Source organism: Rhizobacter sp. P5_C2, from assembly GCF_054049715.1.
In genome coordinates this window covers 42,029-68,052 of record NZ_JBFULV010000030.1, presented here as the reverse complement: position 1 = coordinate 68,052, position 26,024 = coordinate 42,029, and the positions used below count along the sequence as shown (strand labels likewise).

Below are 26,024 nucleotides of genomic sequence, written 5' to 3'. Positions count from 1 at the left end.
ATCCCAGGCAGCGGCGGAACTCGGCCACGCTGCGCAGGCGCTGGCGCGGGTCGACCGACAGCGCGCGGTCGATGCCCGACAGGAAACGCGGGTCGTACGGCAACCCGGTCAGCGGCCGGTGCACGCGCGGCACCGCCGAGCCGAGCGCGGCCTGGCCGGTGACCGCCGCGTGCAGCACGCTGGCGAGCGCGCGCAGGTCGCTCCRGGCCCCGGGCGGCGCCAGCGGCTTCTCGTCGGTGGGCGGCGGCGTGCTGGCCAGCAGCACCGGCACGCCGACGCCGCGCACGACGATCGCCTCGGGCGAGATGCCACCGTGGTGGGCCTGCGCCGCGTGCAGCAGGTCGACCGCATCGAGCACCGGCGTCAGCATCGCGCGCAGCCAGGCTTCGTCGGGCGCACGCGGCAAGGCCTTCAACGCACCGGCCAGGTTCGGGCCCGGCACGAAATTCATCGCGTAGTAGGCGGTGCCGTTCTCTTCCCAGTGGCTCTGCACCCGGATCAGCGCCGAATGCTCGAAGCGGGCGAACAACTTCGCACGCTGCACGAACTCACGCCGGCCGGCCTCGAGGGCGGCCCCATCGCCGCTGCGCCGCGGCACCACGCGCAGGCCGTCGTCGCGCTGCGCGAGCGTGGCGGGAAAGTATTCCTTGATCGCCACCTGCCGCTGCAGCGACGAATCCAGCGCCAGGTACACGACGCCCGAATCGCCACGGCCGAGCAGCTCGACGATGCGGAAGCCGCCGACGCGCGCACCCGCCAGCAGCACGTCGCTCGCCGGCACGGTGTCGAACTGCGTGGTCGGGCCGAAGTCGGGTCTCTTGGGAGCGCGAGGCGTCGTCATGGTCGGAGGTTCATCGCTGCGAATCCGGCGGTGGGCACTCATTTGATCCGAGCGCGTGGGGCGGCCGGGAGGTGGTCGTCATACATCGCGGGGCCTCGTGAGAAAAGTCACGGCAGGAAACTTGAAGAAGTCGACGTGTTACCAACGGTGAGCTGTCCATCGCCAACGATGAAGCAGATGTTGCGCCAGCCATCGGGGTCACGGGCGGAGCTTCTCGTGGCGGGCGAGCATCGCGACCAGCGTCGCGATGCGGCGCTCGCGGGTCTCGGGCTTCTTCGCGGTCTGGACGCGCCACAGCACCGCATAGCGGTTCGCGCCGTTCAGCGCCTTGAAGAAGGCAGCAGCCACCGGCGCGGCATCGAGCGCGGCCTGCAGGTCGGGCGGCACGGTGGCGCTGCGCGGCGAGTCGTAGGCCTGCTCCCAGCGGCCGTCGGCCTTGGCGCGGTCGATCTCGCGCTGGCCGGCCGGCTGCATGCGACCCTGGGCGGTGAGGGCCGCGACCTTCTCGCGGTTCACCTTCGACCAGATGCTGCGCGCACGCCGCGGCGTGAAGCGCTGCAGCCAGTGCTGCTCGTCGAGGCCCTTCTTCTGTCCGTCGATCCAGCCGTGGCACAGCGCGACCTCGAGCGCCTCGGGGTAGCTGACCGAGCCCTTCTCGGCGCCCGGGCGAGAGATCAGCAGCCACAGGCCGTCGGAGCTCTCGTGGTGCTTGCCCAGCCACGTCTCCCAGCTGCGCACGGTCGCGAAGCGGCGGGCGCTGCTCTCGGGCGTGTCTTGGGGTTTGACGACGGACTTGGTCATCTCGCGTCGTCGATGGCCTGCGCCAGGCGCTCGATGTCGTCGTCGTCGTTGTAGACCTGTGCGGACACCCGCACGAACAGGCGATCGCCGCGCGAGATCACCGGCACCTCGATGCGGCGCTCGTCCAGCAGCCAGTCCTTCAATCGCACGGCCGCCGCCGCATCACCGTGCGCGAGCCGCGCCGGCAACGGCAGCGTGACCATGCAGCCGGTCATCGCGTCGGGCGTCTCCCACGGCTGGCCCCACAGCGAGGCCAGCCGCTGCGCCGCACGCCGCGCCAGCGCGTGCTTGTAGTCGTGCATCGCCGACTCGCCGAGGAAGCCGGTGATGAAATCGATGCCGTCGGGGGCGCACAAAAACGGCGTCGGGTCGCGCGTGCCGGTCCAGTCGAATTCCTGGTGCCAGCCGACGTCCAGGCCCCACGAAATGACTGGCGGGTGCAGCCCGTCGCGACGGCCGCGCGCGGCCCACAGCAGGCCGCAGCCGCGCGGCGCGAAGGCCCACTTGTGCAGGTTCGCGACATACCAGTCGACACCGAGCGACGGGATGTCGAGCGGGATCGCGCCCGGCGCATGCGCGCCGTCGGCCAGCACCGGCACACCGTGCGCGCGGCACAACGCGGCGAGCTGCGCGAGCGACAGCACCAGCGCGGTCTCGGACGTGACGTGGTCGAGGATCACGAGCCGCGTGCGGGCGTTCAGCACCGGCTCGAGCAGGCGCTGCGGCAGCGACGCGTCGGCGAGCGGAAACGGCAGCGTCAGCGTGACGACGCGGGCGCCGTGCTCGCGCGCAACGAACGCGGCGGTGCGCGACACCGCGCCATAGGCATGGTCGAACAGCACGATCTCGTCGCCGGCCTGCAGCCGCAGCGAGCGCAGCACCGAATTGACGCCGGCGCTCGCGTTGTCGACGAAGACGAGGTCATCGCCGGCGGCGCCGACGAAGGCCGCGACGCGCGACGCCGCGGCGCGCACGCGGGTGGGTTCGGCCGGCGCCTGCGGCGCGAGGCTCATCAGCTCGCGCAGCAGGAAGCGCGCGGGATGGCGCTCGATCTGCTCGCGCATCGCCTGCTGCGCATCGAGCACGCGGCGCGGCGTGACGCCGACGGTGCCGTGGTTCAGGTAGGTGGCGTCGCGGTCGAGCCACCAGTGGTCGAGCATCTGTCGTCCGAAGCGCACCTTGTGGGTCCTCCCTGGCGGTCGTGGCCGCCAGGGGGCGATTCTGACGCAAGCGCGTCCTCATGAAGGCGACTCTTCGGCCGGCTGTTCGGTCGCTTGTTCGGTCGGTTGTTCGGCCCCCGCGAACAGCAACTCGAACAACTGTCGCGTGCGAGGCGTCATTTGCCGCGGATCCGGGTGCTGCAGTTCGTGGCACGCCGCCAGCACCTTCGCGTACACCGCCTCGTAGATGCGCCGCACCGTGCCGCCGGCGCCGACGATCTCGCGGTCGTAGCCGGGCACGATGCCGATCAGCCGCCAGCCCAGCCGCTCGAAGGCCTGCTGGGTGTGCGGGATCTTCAGCGTCGCCATGCCGTAGATCAGCCCCATGCCGAGCGCGCGGCCGACGCGCTCGATCGCGGCAATCGCATGCAGGCCGAGGCCGGCGCCGCGGTGCTCGGGCGCGACGACGGCCAGGCGGCCGTACAGCGTCAGCGCCTCGGGCTCGCGTTCGCACGCGATCATCCCGGCGATGCGCTCGCCGCACTTCACCACGACGACGATGAAGTTGCGCGCCGGCGCCTCGGGCAGCAGCACCTCGCTTTCATAGAAGCTGCGGCGCAGGAAGCCGCTCGCCGCGCCGACGCCCACGTCCGGGTACCAGCGGTCGAGGTGGGCCACCAGCGCGCCGATGTCGTCGCGCCGCAGCAACTCGAAGCGGTAGCCCGCCGGCAGCGGCGACGCGTCGAGCACGCCGTCCAGCAGCGCCCGGTCGATGGGTGGAGCGCTCATGACACCCCTCCCATCGCCGCACCGGCGCTGCGGTAGCGGATCTCCAGCCGGCCGCTGCTGCGCGCACCGGCGCGGACCGACACCGGGTAGGCCAACACCTCGCCGACCAGCCCGGTGTACTTGCCGCTGCCGCCCACCAACCGGCTGCGCCGCACGCCGTAGCCCTCGAGTTCGGCCTCGTCGGCCTGCGTCTCGAACACGAAGCGATCGCCGGCGGGATCGACCAGCACGCAGGTGCGGCGGCTCACGACACCGGCCCCGCGCAGGCTGATGCAGCGCCCGCTGGCCACGTGGAACGGGCCGCTGCCGCCATCGACGCGCGTGCGGGCCAGGCTCTCGACCACGACGATGGCCTCGCCGTCGGGCCGGCCGGTCGCGATGACCTCGCGCCGGCTGACGCTGTAGTCGCCGAACGCGACCTGCAGGTCGCCCTCGCCATGCGCCGCCGCGAGCAGCGTCCCGCAGGCCTGCAGCAGCAGGATCAGCTTGAAGACGGCCTTCATCGCTCATCCCTCCTTGCTGCAGTCGCGCACGGGGAGGCCCTTGTCGGCGGCGTATTTCTTGGCGGCCACTTCCATCATCGGGCCGAGCAGCGTGCGGTCCGACTCGTACCAGTCGGAGGTGTAGTGCCACGCCGCACCGTCCCAGCTGTGGATGCGCGCGCGGTGCGCGCCTTCATGGTCGGCGCACGAGGTGTGCAGCGGCTGCAGCATGCCGTCGATGCCCAGCGCGGCGATGCGTGTCGCGTCGATCGCCAGGTGCTCTGCCCCCCAGCGCACCTGCTCGCCGGTCAGCGGTTGCCGGCCATAGCGGCCCTGCGCGGTGCGCACCGCCTCGACCACCAGCAGCGCGTTCAGCAGCCCGCGGTTGTAGAGCACCTGGCCGACCGCCGACGCCTCGCCGATGCCCTTGCCGCGGCCGTACACATAGCGGCGGATGTCGTCGTGCACGCGCCGCTGGTCGGCGCTGTGCTGCAGCGTCAGCGCGTTGTAGCCGGCAGCGGCCGCCTGCGAGGGCAACACGTCGGGCTCGGCACCGGCCCACCAGACGCCGTACATGCGATCGCGCGGGTAGTTCACCGCGATGGCCTCGTTGATCGCGGTCGAGTTCATCACGCCCCAGCCCCAGATGAACACATGGTCGGGCCGGGTCTGGCGGATCTGCAGCCACGCCGCCTTCTGCTCGACGCCGGGGTGCACCACCGGGATCGCGGTGAACTCGAAGCCGAGCCGGTGCGACAGCGCCTGCAGCACCGGGATCGGCTCCTTGCCATAGGGTGAATCGTGGTACAGCAGCGCGATCTTGCGGCCGCGCAGCTTCGGCAGCCCGCCCTCGCGCGCGGCGACGTGCTGCACCAGCATGTCGGCCGCATCCCAGTAGGTGCCGAGCAGCGGGAAGTTCCACTTGAACACGCTGCCGTCGGTCGACTCGGAGCGGCCGTAGCCCATCGTGATCAGCGGGATCTTGTCGGCGGCGACCTTGTCGCCGAGCGCGAAGGTGATGCCGGTGGACAGCGGGTTGAAGCTGGTCGCGCCGGTCGGGCCCTTGCCCTTCAGGCGTTCGTAGCATTCGACGCCGCGGTCGGTCGAGTAGCCGGTCTCGCATTCTTCATAAGTGATCTTCACCCCGCCGATGCCGCCGTCGCGCTCGTTGACGAGGTTCAGGTAGTCGACGAAGCCGTTCGCCCACGGCACGCCGTTCGGCGCGTAGGCGCCGGTGCGGAACACCAGCACCGGAAAGAACTGCTCGTTCGGGATCGCGGCATGGCCCGGCACGGCGCTGCAGGCGGCGGCGACGGTGGCAACGGTGGTCATCAATTTCTTCAGGAAGGCGTTCATCGGGAGGTCCTCGAAAGGGGGTTGGCATGCCCCGGTCGGGACATGTCGCACAGCGTAGGAGGAGGACCCCGTCGCACTCGTCGCGCGACGACGTTGCTTCGTCGCGCAGCGATGTTGCAAATGTTCAGGCTTCAGTTTCAGGCGGGCAGCGGCTCGCGGCGCAGCGCCGCCGTCAGCGCCGAGGGCGACTGGTAGCCGCACTGCAGCGCGGCCTGGTAGACCGGCATGCCGGCGTCGAGGCAGCGGCGGGCCGCCGCGAGGCGACGCCGCCGCACCAGCGCCATCGGGCTCATGCCGAGCTCGGCCCGGCAACGCAACGCGAACTGCGGTGCGCTCAGGTGGACCTGCGCCGCGAGGTCGGCGACGGCCAGCGGCTCGTCGAGGCGCTCGTCGACCCAGCGGTCGAGCGCCTCCCAGTCGATGCTGCGGCGCAGCCGCGGCCCGCCGAGCGGCGTGCTGGCGGCCAGGCTCGCGATCAGCAGCTCGATGGTCGCGGCCTGCGAGGCCGCGTCATCGGCGTGCCGGCGGCTGGCGAGGTAGCGCATCAGGTGGGCGGTCGACGGGTGGACAGAGCGCACCTGCCCCGCCAGCGGCGCGAGCGCCGCCCGGTGGGCGGCCTCGCCGGAGCGCAGCACCAGGCAGGCCGCGCCGGAGCGCATCGCGCAGCGGCGCTGCTCGCCGGGCGGGATCACCAGCACGCGGCCAGCCTGCACCGCATGGCGGCGGCCCTTCAGCATCAGCTCGAGGCGCCCCTGCATGCCGAAGACGACCTGGAAGTGGTCGCTGGCCGGCACCGTGTCGTCGCCGGACTGCAGGGTCAGCATCGAAACCGAGGGAAAGCTGGGGACGGAACTCATTGACAGCAGCACGGCGCCGGTGAAAGATCGAACCTGGATTCATGAGCTGAATCCGGATTCATAGCTTAGGCGACCCGAGACGATTCATCAACCCGCATGGCGTACCAGCGCACCCCTTATGTCGAGAGCAAGCGTGCCGAGGCGCGCGACCGCTTCATCGAGGCCGGCGTGACGCTGCTGGCGCAGGGCGGCTGGCGCGACGTGCAGATGTCGGCTGTCGCGGCGCTGGCGGGGCTGTCGACGGGCGCGCTGTACCTGCATTTCCCGTCGAAGACGCAGCTGCTGCTGGAGTTGTACCGCGTGCAGGCGGGCAAGGAGCTGGACGTCACGACGGCGATCGCCGCACAAGCAGGCACGGCGCGCGAGCGGCTCGCGGCGGCCATCGGCAGCTTCGCGCAGCGCGCGCTGAACGGCGGGCGGCTGTCGTACGCGCTGGTGCAGGAGCCGACCGACAACGAGGTCGAGCAGCTGCGGCTGCAGTTCCATGCCGAGTTCATCGCGCTGTTCCAGAAGATCCTGGACGACGGCCGGGCGAGCGGCGAACTGCGCGTGGCCGACACGCGCGTTGCGGCGGCCTGCGTGTTCGGCAGCATCACCGAATCGCTGCTGCACCCGCTGGGCATGGCCGCGCAGGCAGCGGGCGAGGTGAAGCGCGGGCGCCGGGTCGACGCGTCGGCGCTGATCGGGCCGCTGGTGGATTTCTGTTTTCACGGGGCGGCGGGCGAAGCCGCGCCTGCCAAGCGGCGCACCCGGTCATGACACCCCTCGAGCCCATCCGGAGCGCCGCCCCGGATGGGCATCCGCGCTACTGGGCCAGGTACCCGTTGTTCGCCCCGTCCTTCACCGTCGGCCCGCGGTCGTTGATCACGTGCGTGATCTCGCCCTTGCCGCCCAGCGAGACAGTCGCCATGCGGGTGAACTGCACGCCGGCCGCCGTCGGCGCCTCGATCGCGCTGCCCAGCTTGACCTGCGGGTTGGTCTGGAAGAAGCAGTAGATGCCCAGGCCCGTCGCCAGGTGGCTCGTCACCTGGCTGCCGAGCTTGTACGACGCATAGCCGTTGGCCGCGCCGTTCATCCACGCCGCCTGGTTCGGCACGTCGTACGGGATCTCGCTCTGGTAGAAGTAGAGCTTGCCGCCGTTGCCGTTCCACAGCGTCTGGTACTCGTGGAAGTGCTCGACGAACAGGCCGTACAGCGTCACGTCGGCACCGTTGACGACCAGCCCGTTGCGCGTCGTGTTGACGGTCCATCCCACCCCATCACCGTGGTCGGCGCGCCAGATCCAGAAGTGGTCGCCCAGCACCTGCCGGCTGTTGATCACCAGGCTGGTGTCGGCCTTGCCCGGCCCGGCCCCGCCGACGCGGAAGAACAGGTCGTGCAGCGAACTCGGGTTGGCCGAGTGATCGGCCGTGCCGTTCGCCGTGCCCACCTCCAGCAGCGACGGCGAGCTGGTCGTGCCCGCATCGAACAGCAGGCCGGCGACCTTGACGCCGTCGACATCGGCCACCTGCATCGCGGTCACGCCGCCGTCCGGGATCAGCGTCGCGAGGCCCAGCCCCAGCACCACGGTGTTCGCCTTCGTGACCTTCAGCGTCTCCTTCAGGTGGTACACGCCCGGCGTGAACAGCAGGTGCTTGCCGCCCGCCAGCGCGGCGTTCAGCGTGGCGGTGCTGTCGGCCGGCTTCGCGACGTAGAAGTCGGCGATCGGGATCGACTGGCTCGGCGGCGCGTTGTTGTTCAGCCAGCTCACGCCGTGGCTGTTGCTGCGCACCGACGGCACGACGACGGCATAGCGCCCGTCGCTGCCGACCGTCAGGAACGGCTTCTCGCGCACCGACGGCGTCTGCGCCACCGTGGTGTGCGGCGTGCCCGGCCAGGCGTTGCCGGGCGGCGCGTTGTCGCTGCCGACGAACACCATGTTCCACACGCCACCGCTCCAGCTGCCGAACGATGCATTGCGCGACATCCACTGCTGCTGGCTGCCGGAACCGGTGTTGCCGTCGATCTTGCTATCGGCGATGAAGCCGCCGCTGGACCAGCCGCCGCCCGGGTCGAGCGTCATGTTGCCCTTCACGTGCATGCGGCGGAACGGCGCGGCCTGCGCCACCGCCCACAGCAGCGATTCACCGTTCTGCGGCGCCACCGACAGGTTCTCGGCGCTGCGCCAGAAGTTCTGCGTCGCATTGCCGTCGAACCACGCGGCATCGACCTGCGTGCGGCCGTTGATCGTCACGTCGTCCGGCGAGGCGCCTAGGCCCAGCACCTGCGTGTAGAAGCCGACGTTGATGTTGACGCGGTAGGTGCCCGGCTTGAAGGCGAGCGCATAGCGCTCGGTGCCGAACTGGTTGCGCTGCTGCGTCGCGAACACGGCATCGACCTTGGCCTGCAGCGTGGCCTGCGGCGTCGACGGATCGAACACCAGCACGTTCGGGCCGAGGTCGGGCGTCGCGCCGGTGTCGGGCACGGTGCCGGGTGCGGGGGACGGTGCCGGCGCGGGTGCCGGTGCGGGCGCAGGGCTCGGAGCAGGAGAGGGACTGGGCGCCGGCGCCGGTGCAGGCGCCGGACTCGGTGAAGGTGCCGGGCTCGGCACGGGAGCGGGGGCCGGCGCAGGGGAAGGCGCGGGAGCCGGAGCGGGTGATGGCGAAGGCGCCGACGAACTCGGCGGGCTGCCCGCTGGCGCGTCGTCCTTGCCGCCACCGCAGGCCGCGACGGCCACCGCCGACGCGAACATCGCCGCAAGAAGCGCGGCACGCGAGGGGGCGTGCGGGCGGGTGAAATCGTCGGGCTGCATGGGGCTCTCTTCCTGTTACACGGAACGGTTTCGTTCCATGACGCAGAAAACGTGCCTTTGTCACGACCCGGCCTGGCGGGGGCAGAGCTGACGATTCGTGTGTCGTCACCCCGAAGCTGCGATGGTTGGCATGCCGCATCGCGATGGGCGCGCACGCAGCGCGTCCATCGTGTAAGCAGGCTTTACCGCATGTCGCTTGGAAGTTCAGCTCAAAGCGTCAGCTCAGAGCGTCAGCTCAAAGACGCGGTTCGCCGTTGTCGTTGACGACCACCGTGCGGCCCGGCGGCGCGGTCATCTGCACGTGGTGCTCGACACCGCGGAACTGGTAGGCCACGTCCCAGTACTCGGGGCGGCCTTGCGCCGGCACGGCGGCGCAGCGCTGCACGTCCTGCGTCGCGACGCTGCGGCCGTCGCGGCCGACGTTGGCGCCGATCACCGCACCGGCCACCGCACCCCCGACGGTCGCGATGTCGCGACCCGAGCCGCTGCCGACCTGGTGGCCGAGGATGCCGCCGACGATCCCGCCGATCACCGCACCGCCGACGTTCGGGTCACCACGCTCGTTCTTCACCACCTGCTCGCGCTCGACCCAGCAGCGCTGCGTCGGCGCGGCATAGACCGCGTGCACCGCCGTCACCGGCGCTTCGAAGATGCGCTCCTGCGGGCGGCGGCGCCAGTCGTAGACCGGTGCCGGCGGCGGCGCGTAGCGGCCTTCGTCATAGCGGGCCGCGGGGTGCAGCGCGCGCACCGACGACAGCCGGTCGTTCAACCCCATCGAGCGCAGGTCGGGGTAGCGGCCCGGGCGCAGGATCACGCAGCGGCCGCTGAAGTCGGCGTGTTCGCAGGCCTCCCAGCGTTCGCCGAGCACGATCACCGACGACGCGCGGTCGTTGAAGCCGAAGCGGTCGAAGTTGACGACGTCGCGCTCGGTGCTGAACGCGCGGCCCTGGAAGCCCTCGCGTTCGAAGAAGGTGATCTGCCCGTCCATCGGCGGCGGCGCGTAGCGGCCTTCGTCATGGCGGCGGTCGCGATCGACCGGGCGGGCCGACGACAGCTTGTCGTTCATGCGCATGGTGCCGAGCGATGCGTAGCTGCCGGGCCGCAGGATGAAGCACTGGCCGCCGTAGTCGACGTGCTCGCAGACCTCCCAGGGCTCGCCGCGCACGACGACCGACGAGACGCGGTCGTTGAAGCCGAAGCGGGTGAAGTCGTTCAACGGGTCGCGGGCGGCGAAGCTGCGGCCGCCGAAGTTGTCGTGCTCGTAGAAGGTGGCCTCGGCCGACGCGGCGCTGGCGCCGGCAAGCGCACACAGCGCGAGGAAGAGCTTCAAGACAGCTTTCATGGAGGTTTCGTCCTTGGTGATCGGCATGTGGTGCTCACAACGCGGCCGGTGTGACATCCGACGACCATCGCATCGCGCAACCACCCTGCTTTACATCCTGACACGCAAACTGCCGGCCGGCTAATCACCGACGAGCAGCAGATCGCTTGCAGATCTGGCCGCGTCCGCAACGGCTGCCGCGAAGCGTTCCCAGGCGACGCCGGGCGATCCGCTGGCGCCTCGTGCCTCATCGAGCAGGCGGTGCAGCAACGCGACGTGCGGAGGCCCCAAGCGGACATCGTCATATTCCGACAGTCGCACGCCGGTCGCAGCGCGGTACTTCTCGAACACCGGCTCGAGCTGCTGCAGGCAATCGAACTCGACGCCGAGCACCAAGCTCCTGCGTCCTTGAGTTTCGGAATAGACATGCAAGGTCATCGTTGCCCCAATCCTTGTTCTCATGCCGCCTGGAATGCGGCGCCGGCCGCGATCGGAACGCTGTTGGCCCGCACATAGGCCAGGCCGACCCGCCCGGACCAGTCTGCCAGCTCCGCCGCCACATCGACGCCGAGTTCGTGCCAGTACGACATCAGCACCTCTTCGCTGACGCGATGTTTCAACAGGCGCTTCGCGTAATGCGCCGGTCGTTCGAAATCCAGCGGCTCGCCCTGCTCGAAGTACTCGAGCCGCCCATGGTCGTTGCGCATGACCCTGACGACGCGCGGCCGCGTCGCCACGGCACCTTGCCGCACGACCAGTTCGCCGAGTGCATCGGCATGCTGCCAGTCGCGGCAGAGCGAGGTGCTGATCACACGGCAGCGCAGGCGGATCGCGATCTTCGTCAGCAGGCCGTCGGCGCGATCCGCCTCGGCGCTCCACAGGCAGGTCTGTCCGGGCCGGCTGGCGGATGCGGCGAGCACGCCGAACTGCACCCGGCCGGCGTAGCGGTCCACTGCCGACATGTCGAAGCCGCATGGCAACTCGTGCCATGCCACCCAGCCGTCACGCGCCGCGGCCTCCCAGAGCGAGCGGCACAGTGCCATGACTTCGGCCGGGTCGGCCTCAATCAGGCTGAACGATTCGGGGTGGAGGCCGGCCAGGCCGGTCGGCAGCAGAGCCGTTGACATCATGGGGCCGGCGCTCGGAAGTCATAGCGGGCACGGCCGGCTGCGGCCAGCAGAACGACGTGCGCGAGCGGTCCCACCGACGCGATCAGCCAGTCGACATCGGTGCCAGGCGAGGCGGTCGCCAACGGCTGCAGGCCCGAGGCCGCGGACCAGGTGTGCAAACTCACGCCAGGCACCGCCTGGCGCAGAACGTCGAGCAACTCGGGCAGGTCCGACGGCGCAGCATGGAACTGGACGGCTCTGGAACTCATTCGTTGAATCGACGGAAGACATGCCCCCTCGGCGCGGCGATTGTCACCCGCCGCGCCACAATCCCGCCCCATGTTCTCCGCTGCCATCTTCGACATGGACGGGCTGCTGCTCGATTCCGAACGCACCATCATGCGGGCGTGGCTCGCGTCGGCGCGCGCGCTCGACCTGCTACTGCACGAGGCCGACTACATCGGCGTGGTCGGGCTGGCGCATGCCGAATCGACGGCGCGGCTCACGGCATTGCTCGGCAGCACGCGGGCCTACGAACGCGTGCAGCGCGATGCGGCGAAGCAGCTCGCGCCCGAGGCCGGCGTCATGTTCGCGCTGAAGCCCGGGGCGATGCTGCTGCTGCAGGCCTTGCAGCAACGCGGCGTGCCGTGCGCGGTGGCCTCGTCGACGCACGTCGCCGAAGTGCGCCGTCGCCTCGCGGTCGCGGGCATCGCCGGCTTCTTCCGCGCGGTGGCCGGTGGCGACGAGGTGCCGCGCGGCAAGCCCGACCCCGCGGTCTACCGCCTCGCGGCACAGCGCGCCGGCATCGACCCGTTGACCGCGCTCGCGTTCGAAGACAGCGACCACGGCAGCGCCGCCGCGCGCGCCGCCGGCCTGCAGGTGGTCACCGTGCCCGACCTGAAGACCCCCGATGCCGCCAGCTCGCTGCAACAACTGGCGTCGCTCGTCGACGCGCTGCAGCACCTTGACGACTGGTTCCCCGCGGCCTCCAGGAACACCCTGCCCGGGCTTTAGACGTTTACTAAACAACGACGGGTTTCTACACTGGCCCGATCGTGGCCCCTCCGCCCTCCTCCACTGCCCTCCCCGAAGACGACGCCCGCCGCCTGCGCTGGGCGCATGGCGACGCGGAGTTGCACGCCTTCGGCGGCATGCTGGCGCCGGTGCACTTTCGCGCGGCCGGGCAGGCGGATTTCTCGCCGCTGCAGGTCGCGCCGTGGGCCGACGATCCGCAGGCGCACCAGCAATGGCCCGGCCTGCTCGGCCGGCTGCGCGGCGAATGGCCGTGCGTGCCGTTCGGGCGCTGCGACCGGCCCGACGGGCTGCCTGCCAACTGGCACACCCGCCAGCCCGCCGACGACTGGGCGCATGGCTACGCATCGCACCACCGCTGGCAGTGGCTGCCGTCGGGTCCGCTCACGCTGGCAATGCGCATCGAGATGCCGCCGGATCACCCCGTGCACTCCCTGACCCGCCGCGTGCACGCCGTGGCCGACGCGCCCGCGCTGGAGATCGAACTGCAGATCGACGCCCGCAAGCCCTGCCGGCTGCCGGTCGCGCTGCACCCGACGCTGCGGCTGGACCTCGGCCGCGTCGCGCTCGACCTGCAGCACGATGGCGCGGGCTTCGCCTACCCGGTGCCGACCGAACCGGGGCACTCGCGGCTCATGCCCGGTGCCCGCTTCGAGCAGCTGGATGCTGTGTCACTGGTCGATGGCACGCAGGGCGACTTCACGCAGTTCCCGCAGCCGGCCGACGGCGAGGACCTGCTGCAGCTGATGGACATCGTCGGCCCGGTGACGGCCCGCTTCATCGACGCCGGCTGGTCGTTGACGATCGACTGGGATCGCGCACTGCTGCCCGACCTGATGCTGTGGGTGAGCCAGCGCGGCCGGCTCGCGCCGCCATGGAATGGCCGGCACCTCGCGGTCGGCGTCGAGCCGGTGAACGGCGCGTGGGACCTGGGCCGCGTCGGCCGCCCGCCGGCCGAGCACCCGCTCGCGGCGCGCGATGGCATCGCGCTGCATCCCGATGCGCCGTGCGTGATCCGCTATCGCCTGTCGGCGCGGCCGCTGACGCCATGAGCGCCGATGGCGTGACCATCCGCGACATCGCCGAGGCCGCCGGCGTCTCGATCGGCACCGTCTCGCGCGCGCTGAAGAACCAGCGCGGCCTGTCCGACGAAACCCGCCGCCAGGTGCGCGAGGTCGCGCGCAAGCTCGGCTACGACCCCGGCCGGCTGCGTTCGGCCAAGGCGCGGCGGCTGCTGTTCATGGTGCACCGCCACCACAGCAGCTTCTCGCTGAACCCGTTCTTCTCGCAGGTGATGCACGGTGTCGAAGAAGCCTGCCGCGAGTTCGGCGTGGTGCCGACGGTGCTCAGCACCGGCCCGGCCGATCCGGTGCGCCAGCTGCTGCGCCTGCACGAGCCCGATGCACTGATGGCCGCCGGCTACTTCGAGGCCGAGGTCGTCGACCTGCTGCGGGCGATGGACCTGCCGCTCGCGCTGGTCGATTTCTGGATGCCGGGCTGCCGGGCGGTGAACCCCGACAACGCGCAGGGCGGCTACCTCGCGACACAGCACCTGCTGGCGCAGGGCTACCGGCGCATCGCCTACCTGGCCGGCTCGCTGGCGCACTTCAGCATCCGCGAGCGCGAGCGCGGCTACCGGCGCGCGCTGTTCGAGGCCGGCGTGCTGGCCGATCCTGATCTCGAGGTGGTCGCGCCACCCGGGCTGGATACCACGGCCGGTGCCGAGGCCGCGATGCGCGAGCTGCTGAAGCTGCGCCCTCGGCCCGATGCCGTGTTCGCCTACAACGACATGGCCGCGCTGGCCGCGATCCGGGTCTGCCAGGCGGCCGGGCTGCGGGTGCCGCAGGACATCGCCTTCGTCGGCTTCGACGACATCGCCGCCGCGGCCTACGGCACGATGGGGCTGACGACGATGCGCGTCGACAAGGAGGCGCTCGGCCGCACCGGCGTCGAAATGGTGATGCGGGGCGACTCGATGCCGCAGGACATCGTTCAGCCGGTCGAACTCGTGGTGCGGGACAGCAGCTCTCGTAGCTAAACACCGCTTGTTTCGCGATCTGCGCTGACTCTTGCGCGGGAATCCCCCGTCAGAACGTTCGGCGCGGCGGCCTATCCTGATCGGCGTGACCTCGACGTCACACCCCTACAAGCAGGAGACAAACCCATGACACGACGCCATCTGAAGACCCTGATCGTCACGGCCTGCGGGCTCGCGCTGAGCGCCACCGCGGCCGCCCAGCAAAGCGTGGAGGTGCTGCACTGGTGGACCTCCGGCGGCGAGGCCGCGGCGCTGAACGTGCTGAAGGGCAACCTCGAGAAGCAGGGCGTCAAGTGGAACGACATGCCGGTGGCCGGCGGCGGCGGCGAGGCCGCGATGACGGCGGTACGCGCCCGCGTGACGGCCGGCAACCCACCGACCGCCGTGCAGCTGCTCGGCTTCGACATCCAGGACTGGGCCAAGCAGGGCGTGCTGGCCGACCTGAACGCGGTCGCCGCGAAGGAAGGCTGGGACAAGGTCGTGCCCGGCGCGCTGCAGGCGTTCTCGAAGTACGACGGCAAGTGGATCGCAGCACCCGTCAACGTGCACTCCACCAACTGGGTCTGGGCCAACAAGTCGGTGCTCGACAAGGCCGGTGTCACGACGATGCCGACCAGCTTCGACGAGTTCATCGCCGCCGCCGAGAAGGTGCAGAAGGCCGGCTTCGTCGCGCTCGCGCACGGCGGCCAGCCGTGGCAGGACGCGACGCTGTTCGACAGCGTCGTGCTGAGCACCGGCGGCATCGACTTCTACAAGAAGGTCTTCATCCAGAAGGACAAGGCCGCGCTCGGCTCGCCGACGATGCTGAAGGCCTTCGACCGCATGGGCCAGCTGCGCAAGCTGGTCGACAAGGACTTCTCCAACCGCGACTGGAACCTCGCGTCGGCGATGGTCATCAGYGGCAAGGCCGGCTTCCAGATGATGGGCGACTGGGCCAAGGGCGAGTTCGTCGCGGCGAAGAAGAAGCCGGGCGTCGACTTCATCTGCATGCGCTTCCCCGGCACCCAGGGCATGGTGTCGTTCAACTCCGACCAGTTCGCGATGTTCAAGGTCGGCGGCGACAAGGCCGCGGCCCAGGCCAAGATGGCCAGCGCGGTGATGGACCCGGCGTTCCAGTCGGCCTTCAACGTCGTCAAGGGCTCGGTGCCGGCGCGCACCGACGTGTCGGACGCGGCGTTCGACGACTGCGGCAAGAAGGGCATCAAGGACCTGGCCGAGGCCAGCGGCAAGGGCGCGCTGGTCGGCTCGATGGCGCACGGCCACGCGGTGCCGGCCGGCATCAAGAACGCGTTCTACGACGTGATCACGCGCCACTTCAACGGCCAGATCGACAGCAAGGCCGCCGTCAAGGAAATGGTCGCCGCAGTCGACAACTGATCCGTCGATGAAAGCTCCGTTGATCGCGAAGGCGGTGCTGTCGCCGAGCGTGCTGCTGATCGGCGTCTGCGTCTACGGCTACATCGCGTTCACCGTGTGGCTGTCGTTCACCGCATCGACGATGGTGCCGGTGACGACGCTGTCCGGCCCCGAGGCGTACGTGCGCCTCGTCGGGCTGAACAACTGGGTGCTGTCGGTCAAGAACCTCGGCATCTTCGCGACGCTGTACATCCTCGGCTGCGGCGTGCTGGGGCTGCTGCTGGCGGTGCTGATCGACCAGAAGGTGCGCGCCGAGGCCGGCTTCCGCTCGATCTTCCTGTACCCGATGGCGTTGTCGTTCATCGTCACCGGCACCGCGTGGAAGTGGCTGATGGACCCGGGCATCGGGCTCGAACGCTCGATGCACGCGGTCGGCTGGACCAGCTTCGCGTTCGGCTGGGTCAAGGACAGCGACCTCGCGATCTACTGCGTCGTGATCGCCGCGGTGTGGCAGACCTCGGGCTTCGTGATGGCGCTCTTCCTGGCCGGGCTGCGCGGCGTCGACACCGAGGTGGTCAACGCCGCCCGGCTCGACGGCGCGCGCGCCTGGCGCATCTACCAGCGCGTGATCCTGCCGCAGCTCGGCGCGAGCTTCATCTCGGCCTTCGTGATCCTGGCGCACATGGCGATCAAGTCCTACGACCTGGTGATCGCGCTCACCAATGGGGGACCGGGCCGCGCGAGCTGGCTGCCGTCGCTCTTCATGTACCAATACACCTTCACGCGCAACGAGATGGCGGTCGGCGCGGCCAGCGCGGTGCTGATGCTGATTGCCATCGCGATCGTCGTGGTGCCGTACATCCTGCGCGAGACGCGCGGGGGAGATGCGCATGGCTGAGCGCACGCTGAAGACAGTGTTGCCGCGCGTGCTGCTGTATGGCGTGCTCGGCTACTTCGCGCTGCTGTTCCTGATGCCGCTGTACGTGATGCTTGTCAACTCGGTGAAGCCGCTCGACGAGATCCGCGCCGGCGACCTGATGGCCTGGCCCGACGCCTTCACGCTGCAGCCGTGGCACGACGCCTGGAGCCTGGCGCAGATCGGCGTGCAGGCGACCGGCCTCAAGCCGTATTTCTTCAACAGCTTCCTGATGACGCTGCCGGCGGTGCTGATCTCGACCGGCATCGGCGCCTTCAACGGCTACGTGCTGACGCAGTTCCGCTTCCGCGGCGCGCACCTGGTGTTCGCGGCGCTGATGTTCTCGGTGTTCATCCCGTTCCAGATCGTGCTGATCCCGATGGCGCGCACGCTCGGGCTGCTGCACCTGGCCGGCACGGTGCCGGGGCTGGTGCTGGTGCACGTGGTGTACGGCATCGGCTTCACCACCCTGTTCTTCCGCAACTACTACGCGGCCTTTCCGCCCGAGCTGGTGCGCTCGGCGCGCATGGACGGGGCGCGCTTCTTCCGGCTGTTCTTCCGGCTGCTGCTGCCCAACAGCGTGCCGATCATCGTGGTCTCGGTGATCTGGCAGTTCACGAACGTCTGGAACGACTTCCTGTTCGGCGCGTCGTTCAGCGACTACAGCAGCTTCCCGATCACGGTGGCGCTGAACAACCTGGTGAACTCGAGCACCGGGGTCAAGGAATACAACGTGCACTTCGCGGCGGCGTTCATCGCCGGCGCGCCGACGCTGCTGGTCTACATCCTCTCCGGCAAGTACTTCGTCCGCGGCCTGATGGCCGGGTCCGTCAAGGGCTGATCGCAGTTTCCAACACACACCATGGCCGACCTCGCCCTGCAAGGCATCCACAAGCTGTTCGGCGCGACCCGCGTGCTGCACGAGATCGACATCCACCTGCCCGATGGCGAGTTCCTGGTGCTGGTCGGCCCGTCGGGCTGCGGCAAGAGCACGCTGATGAACCTGATCGCCGGGCTCGAGGAGCCGAGCGGCGGGCGCATCGTGCTGGGCGGCCAGGACATCACCGACGCCGGCCCGGCCGACCGCAACATCGCGATGGTGTTCCAGTCGTACGCGCTGTACCCGAACATGACGGTCGCCGCGAACATCGCGTTCCCGCTGGAGATGCGCGGCGTGGCCAAGGCCACGCGCGACAAGACCGTGCAGGACGTGGCCGCGATGCTGCAGATCACCCCGCTGCTGCAACGCAAGCCGCGCCAGCTGTCGGGCGGGCAGCGCCAGCGCGTCGCGATCGGGCGCGCACTCGCGCGGCAGCCGCAGCTGTTCCTGTTCGACGAGCCGCTGTCGAACCTCGACGCCAAGCTGCGGGTGGACATGCGCGCCGAGATCAAGCGGCTGCACATGCGCACCGGCGTGACGACGATCTACGTGACGCACGACCAGGTCGAGGCGATGACGCTGGGCACGCGCATCGCGGTGCTCGATGCCGGGCGCATCCAGCAACTGGCGACGCCGCTGGAGATCTACACCCGGCCGGCCAACCGCTTCGTCGCGACCTTCATCGGCTCGCCGTCGATCAACCTGTTCGACGCGACGCGCGATGCGGCCGGGCTGCTGCGGTTGCCGGACGGCACCGCGATCGGCGAGCTCGCGAACGGACCGGCCGGCAAGGTGGCCGTCGGCGTGCGGCCGGAGGACATGAGCCTGCGCGACGACGGCCAGCTGGCCGGGACCATCTCGCTGGTGGAGCCGACCGGGCCCGAGACCTATGCGCTGGTCGACCTCGGCCACACCGAGGTCACGGTGCGCATGAGCGGCCTGCCGAACGTGGTGCCCGGCGCAGCGGTGCGGGTGCATGTGCCGTCGCAGGCGCTGCATGTGTTCGCGTCCGAAACCGGCGAGCGGCTGAACTGAGGACTTCACAGCAGGAGGACCATGCGATGGAAGCCTGGATGAACGACGTGCCCGCCGCGGTGCGGGCATCGCAACAGCAACTGCGCCGCGACGTGCGCGACCTGCCCGGCCGCTTCGCGCGGCTGAGCGAAGCGCTGGAAGCCGAGGTGGCCGCGATCCGCGCCGAGCAGGCGCAGGGCGGCGCGGTGCCCGAGCTGCTGTTCAAGGACGTGGCGGCCGGCAAGGTCACGGCGGCGCAGAGGGCGCACATCAAGCGGCGCGGCTGCGTCGTGATCCGCCGCGTGTTCGACCCCGACGTCGTCGCCGCGTGGAACGAGGCCATCGTGCGCTACATCGACGCGGTGCAGTACCTGCAGCGCATGCCGCAGAAGGCGGGGCTGGACAAGTACTTCAGCGCGCTCGGCGCGAGCCGGCCGCAGATCTACAGCCTGTACTGGTCGCTGCCGCAGATGCAGGCGCGCCAGCACGCCGACATGGCCGCGGTGCGCGCGTGGCTGAACCGGCTGTGGACCTTCGAGAAGAACGGCACGCGGTACTTCGACCCGGACCGGCAGTTCAACTACGCCGACCGGATCCGCCGCCGCGAGCCGGGCGATTCGACGCTCGGGCTCTCGCCGCATTCCGACGGCGGGTCGGTCGAGCGCTGGTGCGAACCCACCTTCCGCCACGTCTACCGCGAGGTGTTCGACGGCGACCCGCTGGCCTTCGACCCGTTCGATGCCGAAGGCCGCACCGCGACGCGCGAGATCCCGTCGCCGGCCGTGTGTTCGGCCTTCCGCACCTTCCAGGGCTGGACCGCGCTGACGCCACAAGGCCCCGGCGACGGCACGCTGAAGCTGGTGCCGATCGCGAAGACCACGCCGTGGATGCTGCTGCGCGCGCTGCAGCCGGACGTGCCGGACGGCGACCTGTGCGGCGCGCAGCCGGGCCGTGCGCTGGGCGCGTCGCCGCAGTGGCATGCGCCGCTGCTGGCGGGGCTGGTGTCGATCCCCCAGGTGGAGCCCGGCGACACCGTGTGGTGGCACTCCGACGTGATCCACGCGGTGGAAGACCAGCACGCCGGCAGCGGCTACAGCAACGTGATCTACATCGGCGCGGCGCCGTGGTGCGCCAAGAACGCCGCGTTCGCGCAACGCCAGGCACCGGCTTTCCTCGAAGGGCGCAGCAGCCCGGATTTCGCGCCGGAGGACTACGAGCTCGGCTTCGACGGCCGCGCGCGCGAGGAGAACCTGAGCCCGCTCGGCCGCATGCAGATGGGGCTGAGAGAATGGGCTTGAACTGACCGATTTTTTCCGATGATTCCCATGACAACGACGCCGCCCCTGCCCGACTTCCGCCGCCCCGAGCCCCTGCTCGCCCACATCCGCCGCACGCTCGCGTTCTACGACGGCCGCTGCCGCGACGACAGCGGCGGCTTCTTCCACTTCTTCAAGGACGACGGCACCGTCTACGACCGGCGCACGCGCCACCTCGTCAGCAGCACGCGCTTCGTGTTCACGCAGGCGATGGCGTTCCGGCGCTTCGGCGAGCAGCGCTATCAGGACAACACGCGCCACGCGCTGCGCTTCCTGCAGCAGGCGCACCTGCAGCCGAACGGCGGCTACGCTTGGCAGCTCGACTGGGACGGCAGCAAGGCCACGGTGCAGGACGCCACCAACCACTGCTACGGCCTCGCGTTCGTCGTGCTGGCGCATGCGCATGCGCTGATGGCCGGCGTGGAGGAAGCGCGAGCCGGGCTCGACGCGAGCTTCGCGCTGATGGAACAGCGCTTCTGGGAACCGTCACGCGGGCTGTATGCCGACGAGGCGGACGCCGCATGGACGGTCGGCGGCTACCGCGGCCAGAACGCGAACATGCACAGCTGCGAGGCGATGATCGCCGCCTTCGATGCGACGAAGGATGCGAAGTACCTGCAGCGCGCACTGACGCTGGCCGAGTCGATCACGCAGCGCCAGGCGGCGCTGGCCGACACGCCAGACGGCCCGCTGGTGTGGGAGCACTACCGCGCCGATTGGTCGGTCGACTGGGACTACAACCGCGACGACAAGACGAACATCTTCCGGCCGTGGGGCTTCCAGACCGGGCACCTGACCGAATGGGCCAAGCTGCTGCTGCAGCTGGAGACCCACCTGCCCGTCGACCAGCGGCCCGCGTGGCTGCTGCCGACGGCGCGCCGCTTCTTCGACACCGCGATGCGCCGCGGCTGGGACGCGACGCACGGCGGGCTGGTCTACGGCTTCGCGCCCGACGGCAGCGTGTGCGACGGCGACAAATACTTCTGGGTGCAGGCCGAGAGCCTGGCCGCCGCCGCGCTGCTCGCGCTGCGCACCGGCGACGCCGGCTACTGGGGCTGGTACGACAAGCTGTGGGGCTACAGCTGGGCGCACATGATCGACCATGAGCACGGCGCCTGGTACCGCATCCTCACGCCGGACAACCGCAAGATCTCGGACGAGAAGAGCCCGGCGGGGAAGGTGGATTACCACACGATGGGGGCTTGCTACGACGTGCTGAGGGGCATGAAGGCCTGAGGGCGCGGAGGGCGTCGAGGTGCCGCGCCGAGTGCTCGCGGCAAATGGGGCCACGTCGTTTGCTGCCTTGGCGACCTCTGGGCGATAATTCCGCGACCGTATCAGCGGCCCCCTTACCCGATGCCCGTCTTGACCCACACCGAACGTGAACGCCTGTTGCAGGCGGTCGTGTACTTTGCGGGCCACACGGAAGCCTGCGGCAAGATCAAGCTGTTCAAGCTGCTCTACCTGTTCGATTTCGAACACTTCAGGCAAACAGGAAAGAGTGCTACCGGCCTTGACTACCAAGCATGGAAGCTGGGGCCTGTCCCCGTGGAGTTGATGGGTGAGTGGGAAGAACTCGGCCCCGATCTGGCCCGGCTGGTGCACATCGAGCCCGAGAAGGTGTTCGACTACAAGCGGCTGGCCGTCAAGCTCAATGAGGGGGTCGCATTCGATCCCGACCCGTTCAGCCCGAGGCAGCTTCGCATCCTCGAAGCGCTGGCCGGCAAGTATCACGGCGCCCTGTCAGAGAAGATGATCGACCTGACGCACGAGCAGAACGGCGCATGGGATCGCGTATGGCACGCTGGCGCCGGCGCGTTCAAACCCATTCCCTACGAACTGGCGATTTCCGACGAAGACGTCAATGCCGAGTGCATGCGCGAGTTGGCGCAAGAGCAGGCGATGTACCGGGCAGCGCTCGTGGCTTCGCGTCACGCTGAGGCAGGCTGAGGACAGGGCGTCATGGCTGCGGCGAGTGCGGCGCAGCCTGGCCAGATATGGCGTGACGACTGCTACTACCTCAATCGGGAAACCGGTGAATGCGAGCGCAAGTACGTCCTCGTGCTGGCTGTCGATCGGCGCAGCAACGATCTCGTCACCACCGTTTTCACGACCAAGCCGCACGGGCTTGCGGAGCATCCCGCTTGCAGCCTCGGACCGCCGCGCGGAGGCTATTTCGTGGGTGTCCCCGGTGGTGTGTTGAGCCTGCCAACGTGGGTCGAATTCAACAGCCTTCAGGACGTGGATCGTCAGGACTGGGAGCGTCTGCAACGCGGCGGCCGCTTGCACCTGCTCCCGCTTGCTTTGCCAATGACCGTGTTTTGCGGCGTCTTGCGTTGCTTGTCGGGGTTCGATGACCTGACAGGACGGCAGGCAAAACTGATCGGTGATCTTGCAGCTGCCAGCAACTGCCCTTGAGTTGCGTACCAAGCGATCCACCCTGCAGGGCCTATCGCGTGCACAAAATGAAGAAGCCCGTTGGACATCCAACGGGCTTCAAGGGATTGTTGGTGGAGAGGAGGAGGATCGAACTCCCGACCTTCGCATTGCGAACGCGACGCTCTCCCAGCTGAGCTACCCCCCCAACAAGGGCGCCAGTCTATCAAAAAAAACGGCGGCCCTGCTCGCCCGGATCGGGGTGCCGGAGCGCTTAAGCTGCGCGCCATGCCCGCCTCCGTCGAGATCCGACTCGCCCTGCCTGAAGACGCGCACGCCATCGCCGCCCTGTCGCGCGAGGCCATCGAGCACGGCCTGCCGTGGCGCTGGACACCGCAGCGCGTGCGCCGCAGCCTGCGCGACCGCAGCACCAACGTGATCGTCGGCCACGAACAAGGCGTGCTGCACGGCTTTGCCATCATGAAATACGACGACGAGGAAGCGCACCTGCTGCTGCTCGCCGTCGCCGCGGCGCAGCGCCACCGCCACATCGGCTCGACCCTGATGGCCTGGCTCGATGCCACCACCCGCGCCGCGGGCATTGCGGTGATCCGCGTCGAGGCGCGCGCCAGCAACACGCAGGCCCGCTCGTTCTACAAGCACCACGGCTTCCGCGAGACCGGCATCGTCTCGGGCTACTACGAAGACGTGGAAGACGCCGTCCGCATGCGCCGCGACCTGCGCAGCTGATTTCCACCACCGCCTTCCCGAACCCGCTCGCGCGGACTAAAGTCTGCGCCGGCATCAATTTCGGAGGCAGCATGAAGAAGGTCGTGTGGGGGGTGCTCAGCACCGCGAAGATCGGCATCGAGAAGGTCATTCCCGGCATGCAGAAGAGCGCCTTCTGCGACGTGCGCGGCATCGCGTCGCGCTCTCTCGAACCGGCGCAACGCGCGGCCGACAAGCTCGGCCTGGCCAAGGCCTACGGTTCGTATGAAGAGATGCTCGCCGACCCCGAGATCGAGGCCGTCTACAACCCGCTGCCCAACCACCTGCACATCCCGCTGACGCTGCAGGCCGCGCGCGCCGGCAAGCACGTGCTGTGCGAGAAGCCGGTGGCCATCACCGCGCAAGAGGCCGCCGAGCTGCGCACCGTCGCCGACAAGGTGCTGGTCAGCGAGGCCTTCATGGTGCGCTACCACCCGCAGTGGCTGCGCGTGCGCGAGCTGCTGCGCTCCGGCCGCATCGGCACCGTGCGCCAGGTACAGGTGTTCTTCTCGTACTTCAACGACGACCCGGCCAACATCCGCAACATGCCCGACATCGGCGGCGGCGCGCTGTACGACATCGGCTGCTACGCGATCGTCGCCGGCCGCTTCCTGTTCGAGGCCGACCCGAAGCGCGTGATCGCGCTGGTCGACCGCGACCCGAGCTTCCACACCGACCGCAGCTGCAGCGCATTGGCCGATTTCGGCGGCGGCCGCCACCTCGACTTCACGGTGTCGACGCAGAGCGTGCCGTACCAGCGCGTGCAGGTGGTCGGCACCACCGGCCGCATCGAGATCCAGATCCCGTTCAACGCGCCGCTCGGCGGCCAGACCAGGATCTTCATCGACGCCGGCCGCGCGCTCGACGGCTCGGCCATCGAGACCGAGACCCTGCCCGAGTCCGACCAGTACACGCTGCAGGGCGACGCGTTCTCGCGCGCGGTGCGCGGCGAGATCGCGCTGCCCTACGGCGTCGACGACGCGATCACCAACATGCGGGTGATCGATGCGCTGTTCCGCTCCGAGCGCAGCGAGCGCTGGGAAGCGGTCTGAACAGCGCAATGCCCGTGCCGCCGGCAAGCCCCACCGAACCCGCCGACCGCTTCGGCCGCCCGCCCACCGGCTGGCGGCTGCGCTTGTTCACCGTGATCTTCGAGGCCGACACACGCAGCGGCCGGCTGTTCGACCTGGCGCTGGTGTGGCTGATCCTCGCGAGCGTGGCCGTCGTGATGCTCGACAGCTTCGCGTCGGTGCATGCGCGCTGGGGCGGCGTGTTCTCGATCCTCGAATGGGTGTTCACGGTGCTGTTCAGCCTCGAGTACCTGGCGCGGCTCGCCTGCGTGCAGCGGCCCGGCCGCTACGCCGGCAGCGTGTTCGGCGTCATCGACCTGCTGGCGGTGCTGCCCACCTGGGCCGCGCTGGTGGTGCCCGGCCTGCATGCGCTGATCGACGTGCGGGCGCTGCGCCTGCTGCGGCTGTTCCGGATCCTGAAGCTGGCCGCCTACATCGCCGAATACCGGGCGCTCGGCGAGGCGCTGATGGCCAGCCGCCGCAAGATCCTGGTGTTCCTGAGCTTCGTGCTGCTGGTCACCGTCGTGATGGGCAGCCTGATGTACGCCGTCGAGGGACCCGGCAACGGCTTCGACAACATCCCGGTGTCGATCTACTGGGCGATCTCGACGATGACCACCGTCGGCTTCGGCGACATCACGCCAAAGACCGGCCTCGGCCGCTTGATCGCGTCGATCATGATGCTGGTGGGCTGGGGCACGCTCGCGGTGCCGACCGGCATCGTCAGCGCCGAGTTCACGGCGCTGCGGTTTCGCAGTCCGCACCCGCCCACGACGCGCACCTGCCCCGCCTGCCTGACCGAAGGCCATGCCTTCAGCGCGCACTACTGCAGCGATTGCGGCGCCCCGCTGCCCGACACCCGGTCCTGACGCTCAGAAGAACGCCCGCGCATAGTTGATCGGCGCGTGGTCCGCCAGGTCGCGCAGCAGCACCGCGCCGGGCTTGCCGGCGTGCTCGCCGAAGTAGGCGGTGCGGGCGCGCATGCGGTCGTCGTCGACCAGCGTCGCATCGGGCCGCTCGACCAGCGCGCCGCCGCTCGTGATGTAGCTGGCCGGCGTCACGTGCGTGTAGGCGCGCAGGCTCGGCGGCAGGTCGGTGACCAGATCGCAGCAGTTGACGAGGCGGATGCGCTGCGGATTGCGCAGCCCCGCTGCAAAGGCCGCATCGCCGACGCGGGGGGACCCGAGCGTGACCAGCGACCCCTCGTGCCACACCGAGGCCGCCAGCGTCGCGAGCGCCGCACCCAGGCTGTGGCCGGTCAGCAGCAGCCCGTTGCGCGGCTTCGCATCCCCATCCAGCCAATGGCCGATGCGCGGCAGCAGCGTGCGCGCCGCGCCGGCGAACCCGGCATGCACCCGGCCGCTCGCCTCGGGCCACTGCGTCGTCAGTGCATTCAGGTCGTTCGCGAGATCGGCCAGCTCGTCGGGCTGCGTGCCGCGAAAGGCCACCAGCACCAGCCCGTCGGACGGGCGCAGCGCGCCGAAAGCCTGCGAGCCGCTGCCGGCATCGGCGAACACCCGCGGCGCCTCGAACCCGGCCCGCGCCAGCGCGGCGGCCAGTCGCTCGGCCTCGGGCTTCGAGCCCTCGGCGCGCAGGTAGGCCAGGCGCGACGCCTCGGTGGCCAGTTGCAGCAGTGTCGGCAGGGTGTCGGGTGCGAACAGCGTGGGCGCCCGCTCGGGCGAGTACAACGCGGTGCGGCTGGGGTCGTAGGCGATCACGGGGGTACTGCGGAAGCGGGGATCGCGCATTCT

The 26,024-nt window shown here is 69.7% G+C and carries 28 protein-coding genes and 1 tRNA gene; 15 read left to right on the top strand and 14 right to left on the bottom strand.

The window, feature by feature from the left end:
* From ACXJLU_RS13575 to ACXJLU_RS13545, 7 genes are all read right to left on the bottom strand, one after another.
* Positions 1–841, bottom strand: an 841-nt coding sequence (locus ACXJLU_RS13575) for a protein kinase domain-containing protein (RefSeq protein WP_457331670.1), incomplete at its 3' end; no start/stop codon positions are given.
* A 198-nt stretch (positions 842–1,039) separates the two neighbouring features.
* The gene (locus ACXJLU_RS13570) at positions 1,040–1,642 is read right to left on the bottom strand and encodes a YdeI/OmpD-associated family protein (protein ID WP_457331668.1); all 603 of its coding nucleotides are present in this window, start codon (positions 1,640–1,642) and stop codon (positions 1,040–1,042) included.
* Positions 1,639–2,820, bottom strand: a complete 1,182-nt coding sequence (locus tag ACXJLU_RS13565) for an aminotransferase class V-fold PLP-dependent enzyme (protein ID WP_457331666.1) — start codon at positions 2,818–2,820, stop codon at positions 1,639–1,641. The genes ACXJLU_RS13570 and ACXJLU_RS13565 overlap by 4 nt, the downstream gene beginning before the upstream one ends.
* A gap of 60 nt (positions 2,821–2,880) precedes the next feature.
* Complete coding sequence (locus ACXJLU_RS13560; protein WP_457331664.1) at positions 2,881–3,591, bottom strand: GNAT family N-acetyltransferase; 711 nt, start codon at positions 3,589–3,591, stop codon at positions 2,881–2,883.
* The gene (locus tag ACXJLU_RS13555) at positions 3,588–4,094 is read right to left on the bottom strand and encodes a hypothetical protein (protein ID WP_457331662.1); all 507 of its coding nucleotides are present in this window, start codon (positions 4,092–4,094) and stop codon (positions 3,588–3,590) included. Before ACXJLU_RS13555 ends, ACXJLU_RS13560 begins: the two co-directional genes overlap by 4 nt.
* A 3-nt stretch (positions 4,095–4,097) precedes the next feature.
* Positions 4,098–5,429 (bottom strand): ABC transporter substrate-binding protein, encoded by a 1,332-nt coding sequence (locus ACXJLU_RS13550; protein ID WP_457331660.1) that lies wholly within the window; start codon positions 5,427–5,429, stop codon positions 4,098–4,100.
* A 137-nt stretch (positions 5,430–5,566) separates the two neighbouring features.
* Positions 5,567–6,253 (bottom strand): helix-turn-helix domain-containing protein, encoded by a 687-nt coding sequence (locus ACXJLU_RS13545; RefSeq protein ID WP_457331658.1) that lies wholly within the window; start codon positions 6,251–6,253, stop codon positions 5,567–5,569.
* 129 nt (positions 6,254–6,382) lie between these two features.
* On the opposite strand from ACXJLU_RS13545, the gene ACXJLU_RS13540 reads away from it, so the two are divergent.
* A complete protein-coding gene (locus ACXJLU_RS13540; RefSeq protein WP_457331656.1) occupies positions 6,383–7,045 on the top strand; it encodes a TetR/AcrR family transcriptional regulator in 663 nt (220 codons plus the stop codon).
* Positions 7,046–7,091: 46 nt separating this feature from the next.
* Here ACXJLU_RS13540 and ACXJLU_RS13535 read toward each other — a convergent pair whose 3' ends face one another.
* The 5 genes from ACXJLU_RS13535 to ACXJLU_RS13515 all read right to left on the bottom strand — a co-directional run bounded on the left by ACXJLU_RS13535 (position 7,092) and on the right by ACXJLU_RS13515 (position 11,776).
* Positions 7,092–9,077: a hypothetical protein gene (locus tag ACXJLU_RS13535; RefSeq protein WP_457331654.1), complete on the bottom strand. Its 1,986-nt coding sequence runs from the start codon at positions 9,075–9,077 to the stop codon at positions 7,092–7,094.
* Between the two features lie 235 nt (positions 9,078–9,312).
* Positions 9,313–10,419, bottom strand: a complete 1,107-nt coding sequence (locus ACXJLU_RS13530; RefSeq protein ID WP_457331653.1) for a beta/gamma crystallin-related protein — start codon at positions 10,417–10,419, stop codon at positions 9,313–9,315.
* 120 nt (positions 10,420–10,539) lie between these two features.
* Complete coding sequence (locus ACXJLU_RS13525) at positions 10,540–10,836, bottom strand: hypothetical protein (protein ID WP_457331651.1); 297 nt, start codon at positions 10,834–10,836, stop codon at positions 10,540–10,542.
* Between the two features lie 20 nt (positions 10,837–10,856).
* Complete coding sequence (locus ACXJLU_RS13520) at positions 10,857–11,528, bottom strand: hypothetical protein (RefSeq protein ID WP_457331649.1); 672 nt, start codon at positions 11,526–11,528, stop codon at positions 10,857–10,859.
* Positions 11,525–11,776 (bottom strand): hypothetical protein, encoded by a 252-nt coding sequence (locus ACXJLU_RS13515; protein ID WP_457331647.1) that lies wholly within the window; start codon positions 11,774–11,776, stop codon positions 11,525–11,527. The genes ACXJLU_RS13520 and ACXJLU_RS13515 overlap by 4 nt, the downstream gene beginning before the upstream one ends.
* Before the next feature lie 70 nt (positions 11,777–11,846).
* Here ACXJLU_RS13515 and ACXJLU_RS13510 point away from each other — a divergent pair, with 70 nt between their 5' ends.
* From ACXJLU_RS13510 to ACXJLU_RS13460, 11 genes are all read left to right on the top strand, one after another.
* The gene (locus tag ACXJLU_RS13510; RefSeq protein WP_457331645.1) at positions 11,847–12,521 is read left to right on the top strand and encodes an HAD family hydrolase; all 675 of its coding nucleotides are present in this window, start codon (positions 11,847–11,849) and stop codon (positions 12,519–12,521) included.
* Positions 12,522–12,562: 41 nt separating this feature from the next.
* Entirely contained in the window at positions 12,563–13,591 is a 1,029-nt protein-coding gene (locus ACXJLU_RS13505) for a hypothetical protein (RefSeq protein WP_457331643.1), read from the top strand.
* Entirely contained in the window at positions 13,588–14,577 is a 990-nt protein-coding gene (locus tag ACXJLU_RS13500) for a LacI family DNA-binding transcriptional regulator (protein WP_457331641.1), read from the top strand. Before ACXJLU_RS13505 ends, ACXJLU_RS13500 begins: the two co-directional genes overlap by 4 nt.
* A gap of 126 nt (positions 14,578–14,703) precedes the next feature.
* Positions 14,704–15,954, top strand: a complete 1,251-nt coding sequence (locus tag ACXJLU_RS13495; protein ID WP_457331639.1) for an ABC transporter substrate-binding protein — start codon at positions 14,704–14,706, stop codon at positions 15,952–15,954.
* 7 nt (positions 15,955–15,961) lie between these two features.
* Entirely contained in the window at positions 15,962–16,831 is an 870-nt protein-coding gene (locus tag ACXJLU_RS13490; RefSeq protein WP_073463768.1) for a carbohydrate ABC transporter permease, read from the top strand.
* Entirely contained in the window at positions 16,824–17,690 is an 867-nt protein-coding gene (locus tag ACXJLU_RS13485) for a carbohydrate ABC transporter permease (RefSeq protein WP_457331637.1), read from the top strand. The genes ACXJLU_RS13490 and ACXJLU_RS13485 overlap by 8 nt, the downstream gene beginning before the upstream one ends.
* Positions 17,691–17,711: 21 nt before the next feature.
* Positions 17,712–18,764, top strand: coding sequence for an ABC transporter ATP-binding protein (locus ACXJLU_RS13480; protein WP_457331635.1), 1,053 nt, complete (start codon positions 17,712–17,714; stop codon positions 18,762–18,764).
* Between the two features lie 26 nt (positions 18,765–18,790).
* Positions 18,791–20,041, top strand: a complete 1,251-nt coding sequence (locus ACXJLU_RS13475; protein ID WP_457331633.1) for a YbiU family protein — start codon at positions 18,791–18,793, stop codon at positions 20,039–20,041.
* A 27-nt stretch (positions 20,042–20,068) separates the two neighbouring features.
* A complete protein-coding gene (locus tag ACXJLU_RS13470; RefSeq protein ID WP_457331631.1) occupies positions 20,069–21,295 on the top strand; it encodes an AGE family epimerase/isomerase in 1,227 nt (408 codons plus the stop codon).
* Between the two features lie 129 nt (positions 21,296–21,424).
* Positions 21,425–22,009, top strand: coding sequence for a Panacea domain-containing protein (locus ACXJLU_RS13465; protein WP_457331629.1), 585 nt, complete (start codon positions 21,425–21,427; stop codon positions 22,007–22,009).
* Between the two features lie 12 nt (positions 22,010–22,021).
* Positions 22,022–22,477 (top strand): hypothetical protein, encoded by a 456-nt coding sequence (locus tag ACXJLU_RS13460; protein WP_457331627.1) that lies wholly within the window; start codon positions 22,022–22,024, stop codon positions 22,475–22,477.
* A 90-nt stretch (positions 22,478–22,567) separates the two neighbouring features.
* Here ACXJLU_RS13460 and ACXJLU_RS13455 read toward each other — a convergent pair.
* Positions 22,568–22,643, bottom strand: a tRNA-Ala gene (locus ACXJLU_RS13455).
* A gap of 80 nt (positions 22,644–22,723) precedes the next feature.
* On the opposite strand from ACXJLU_RS13455, the gene ACXJLU_RS13450 reads away from it, so the two are divergent.
* The 3 genes from ACXJLU_RS13450 (at position 22,724) to ACXJLU_RS13440 (ending at position 25,142) form a co-directional block, all read left to right on the top strand.
* Positions 22,724–23,185: a GNAT family N-acetyltransferase gene (locus ACXJLU_RS13450; RefSeq protein ID WP_073463773.1), complete on the top strand. Its 462-nt coding sequence runs from the start codon at positions 22,724–22,726 to the stop codon at positions 23,183–23,185.
* 71 nt (positions 23,186–23,256) lie between these two features.
* Positions 23,257–24,255 carry a Gfo/Idh/MocA family protein gene (locus ACXJLU_RS13445; RefSeq protein WP_457331625.1) on the top strand — a complete coding sequence of 333 codons (999 nt, stop codon included), beginning with the start codon at positions 23,257–23,259 and terminating at the stop codon, positions 24,253–24,255.
* 8 nt (positions 24,256–24,263) lie between these two features.
* Positions 24,264–25,142, top strand: a complete 879-nt coding sequence (locus ACXJLU_RS13440) for an ion transporter (RefSeq protein ID WP_457331623.1) — start codon at positions 24,264–24,266, stop codon at positions 25,140–25,142.
* A 3-nt stretch (positions 25,143–25,145) separates the two neighbouring features.
* Here ACXJLU_RS13440 and ACXJLU_RS13435 read toward each other — a convergent pair whose 3' ends face one another.
* Positions 25,146–26,021, bottom strand: coding sequence for a lipase family protein (locus tag ACXJLU_RS13435; RefSeq protein WP_457331621.1), 876 nt, complete (start codon positions 26,019–26,021; stop codon positions 25,146–25,148).
* Positions 26,022–26,024 lie beyond the last annotated feature (3 nt).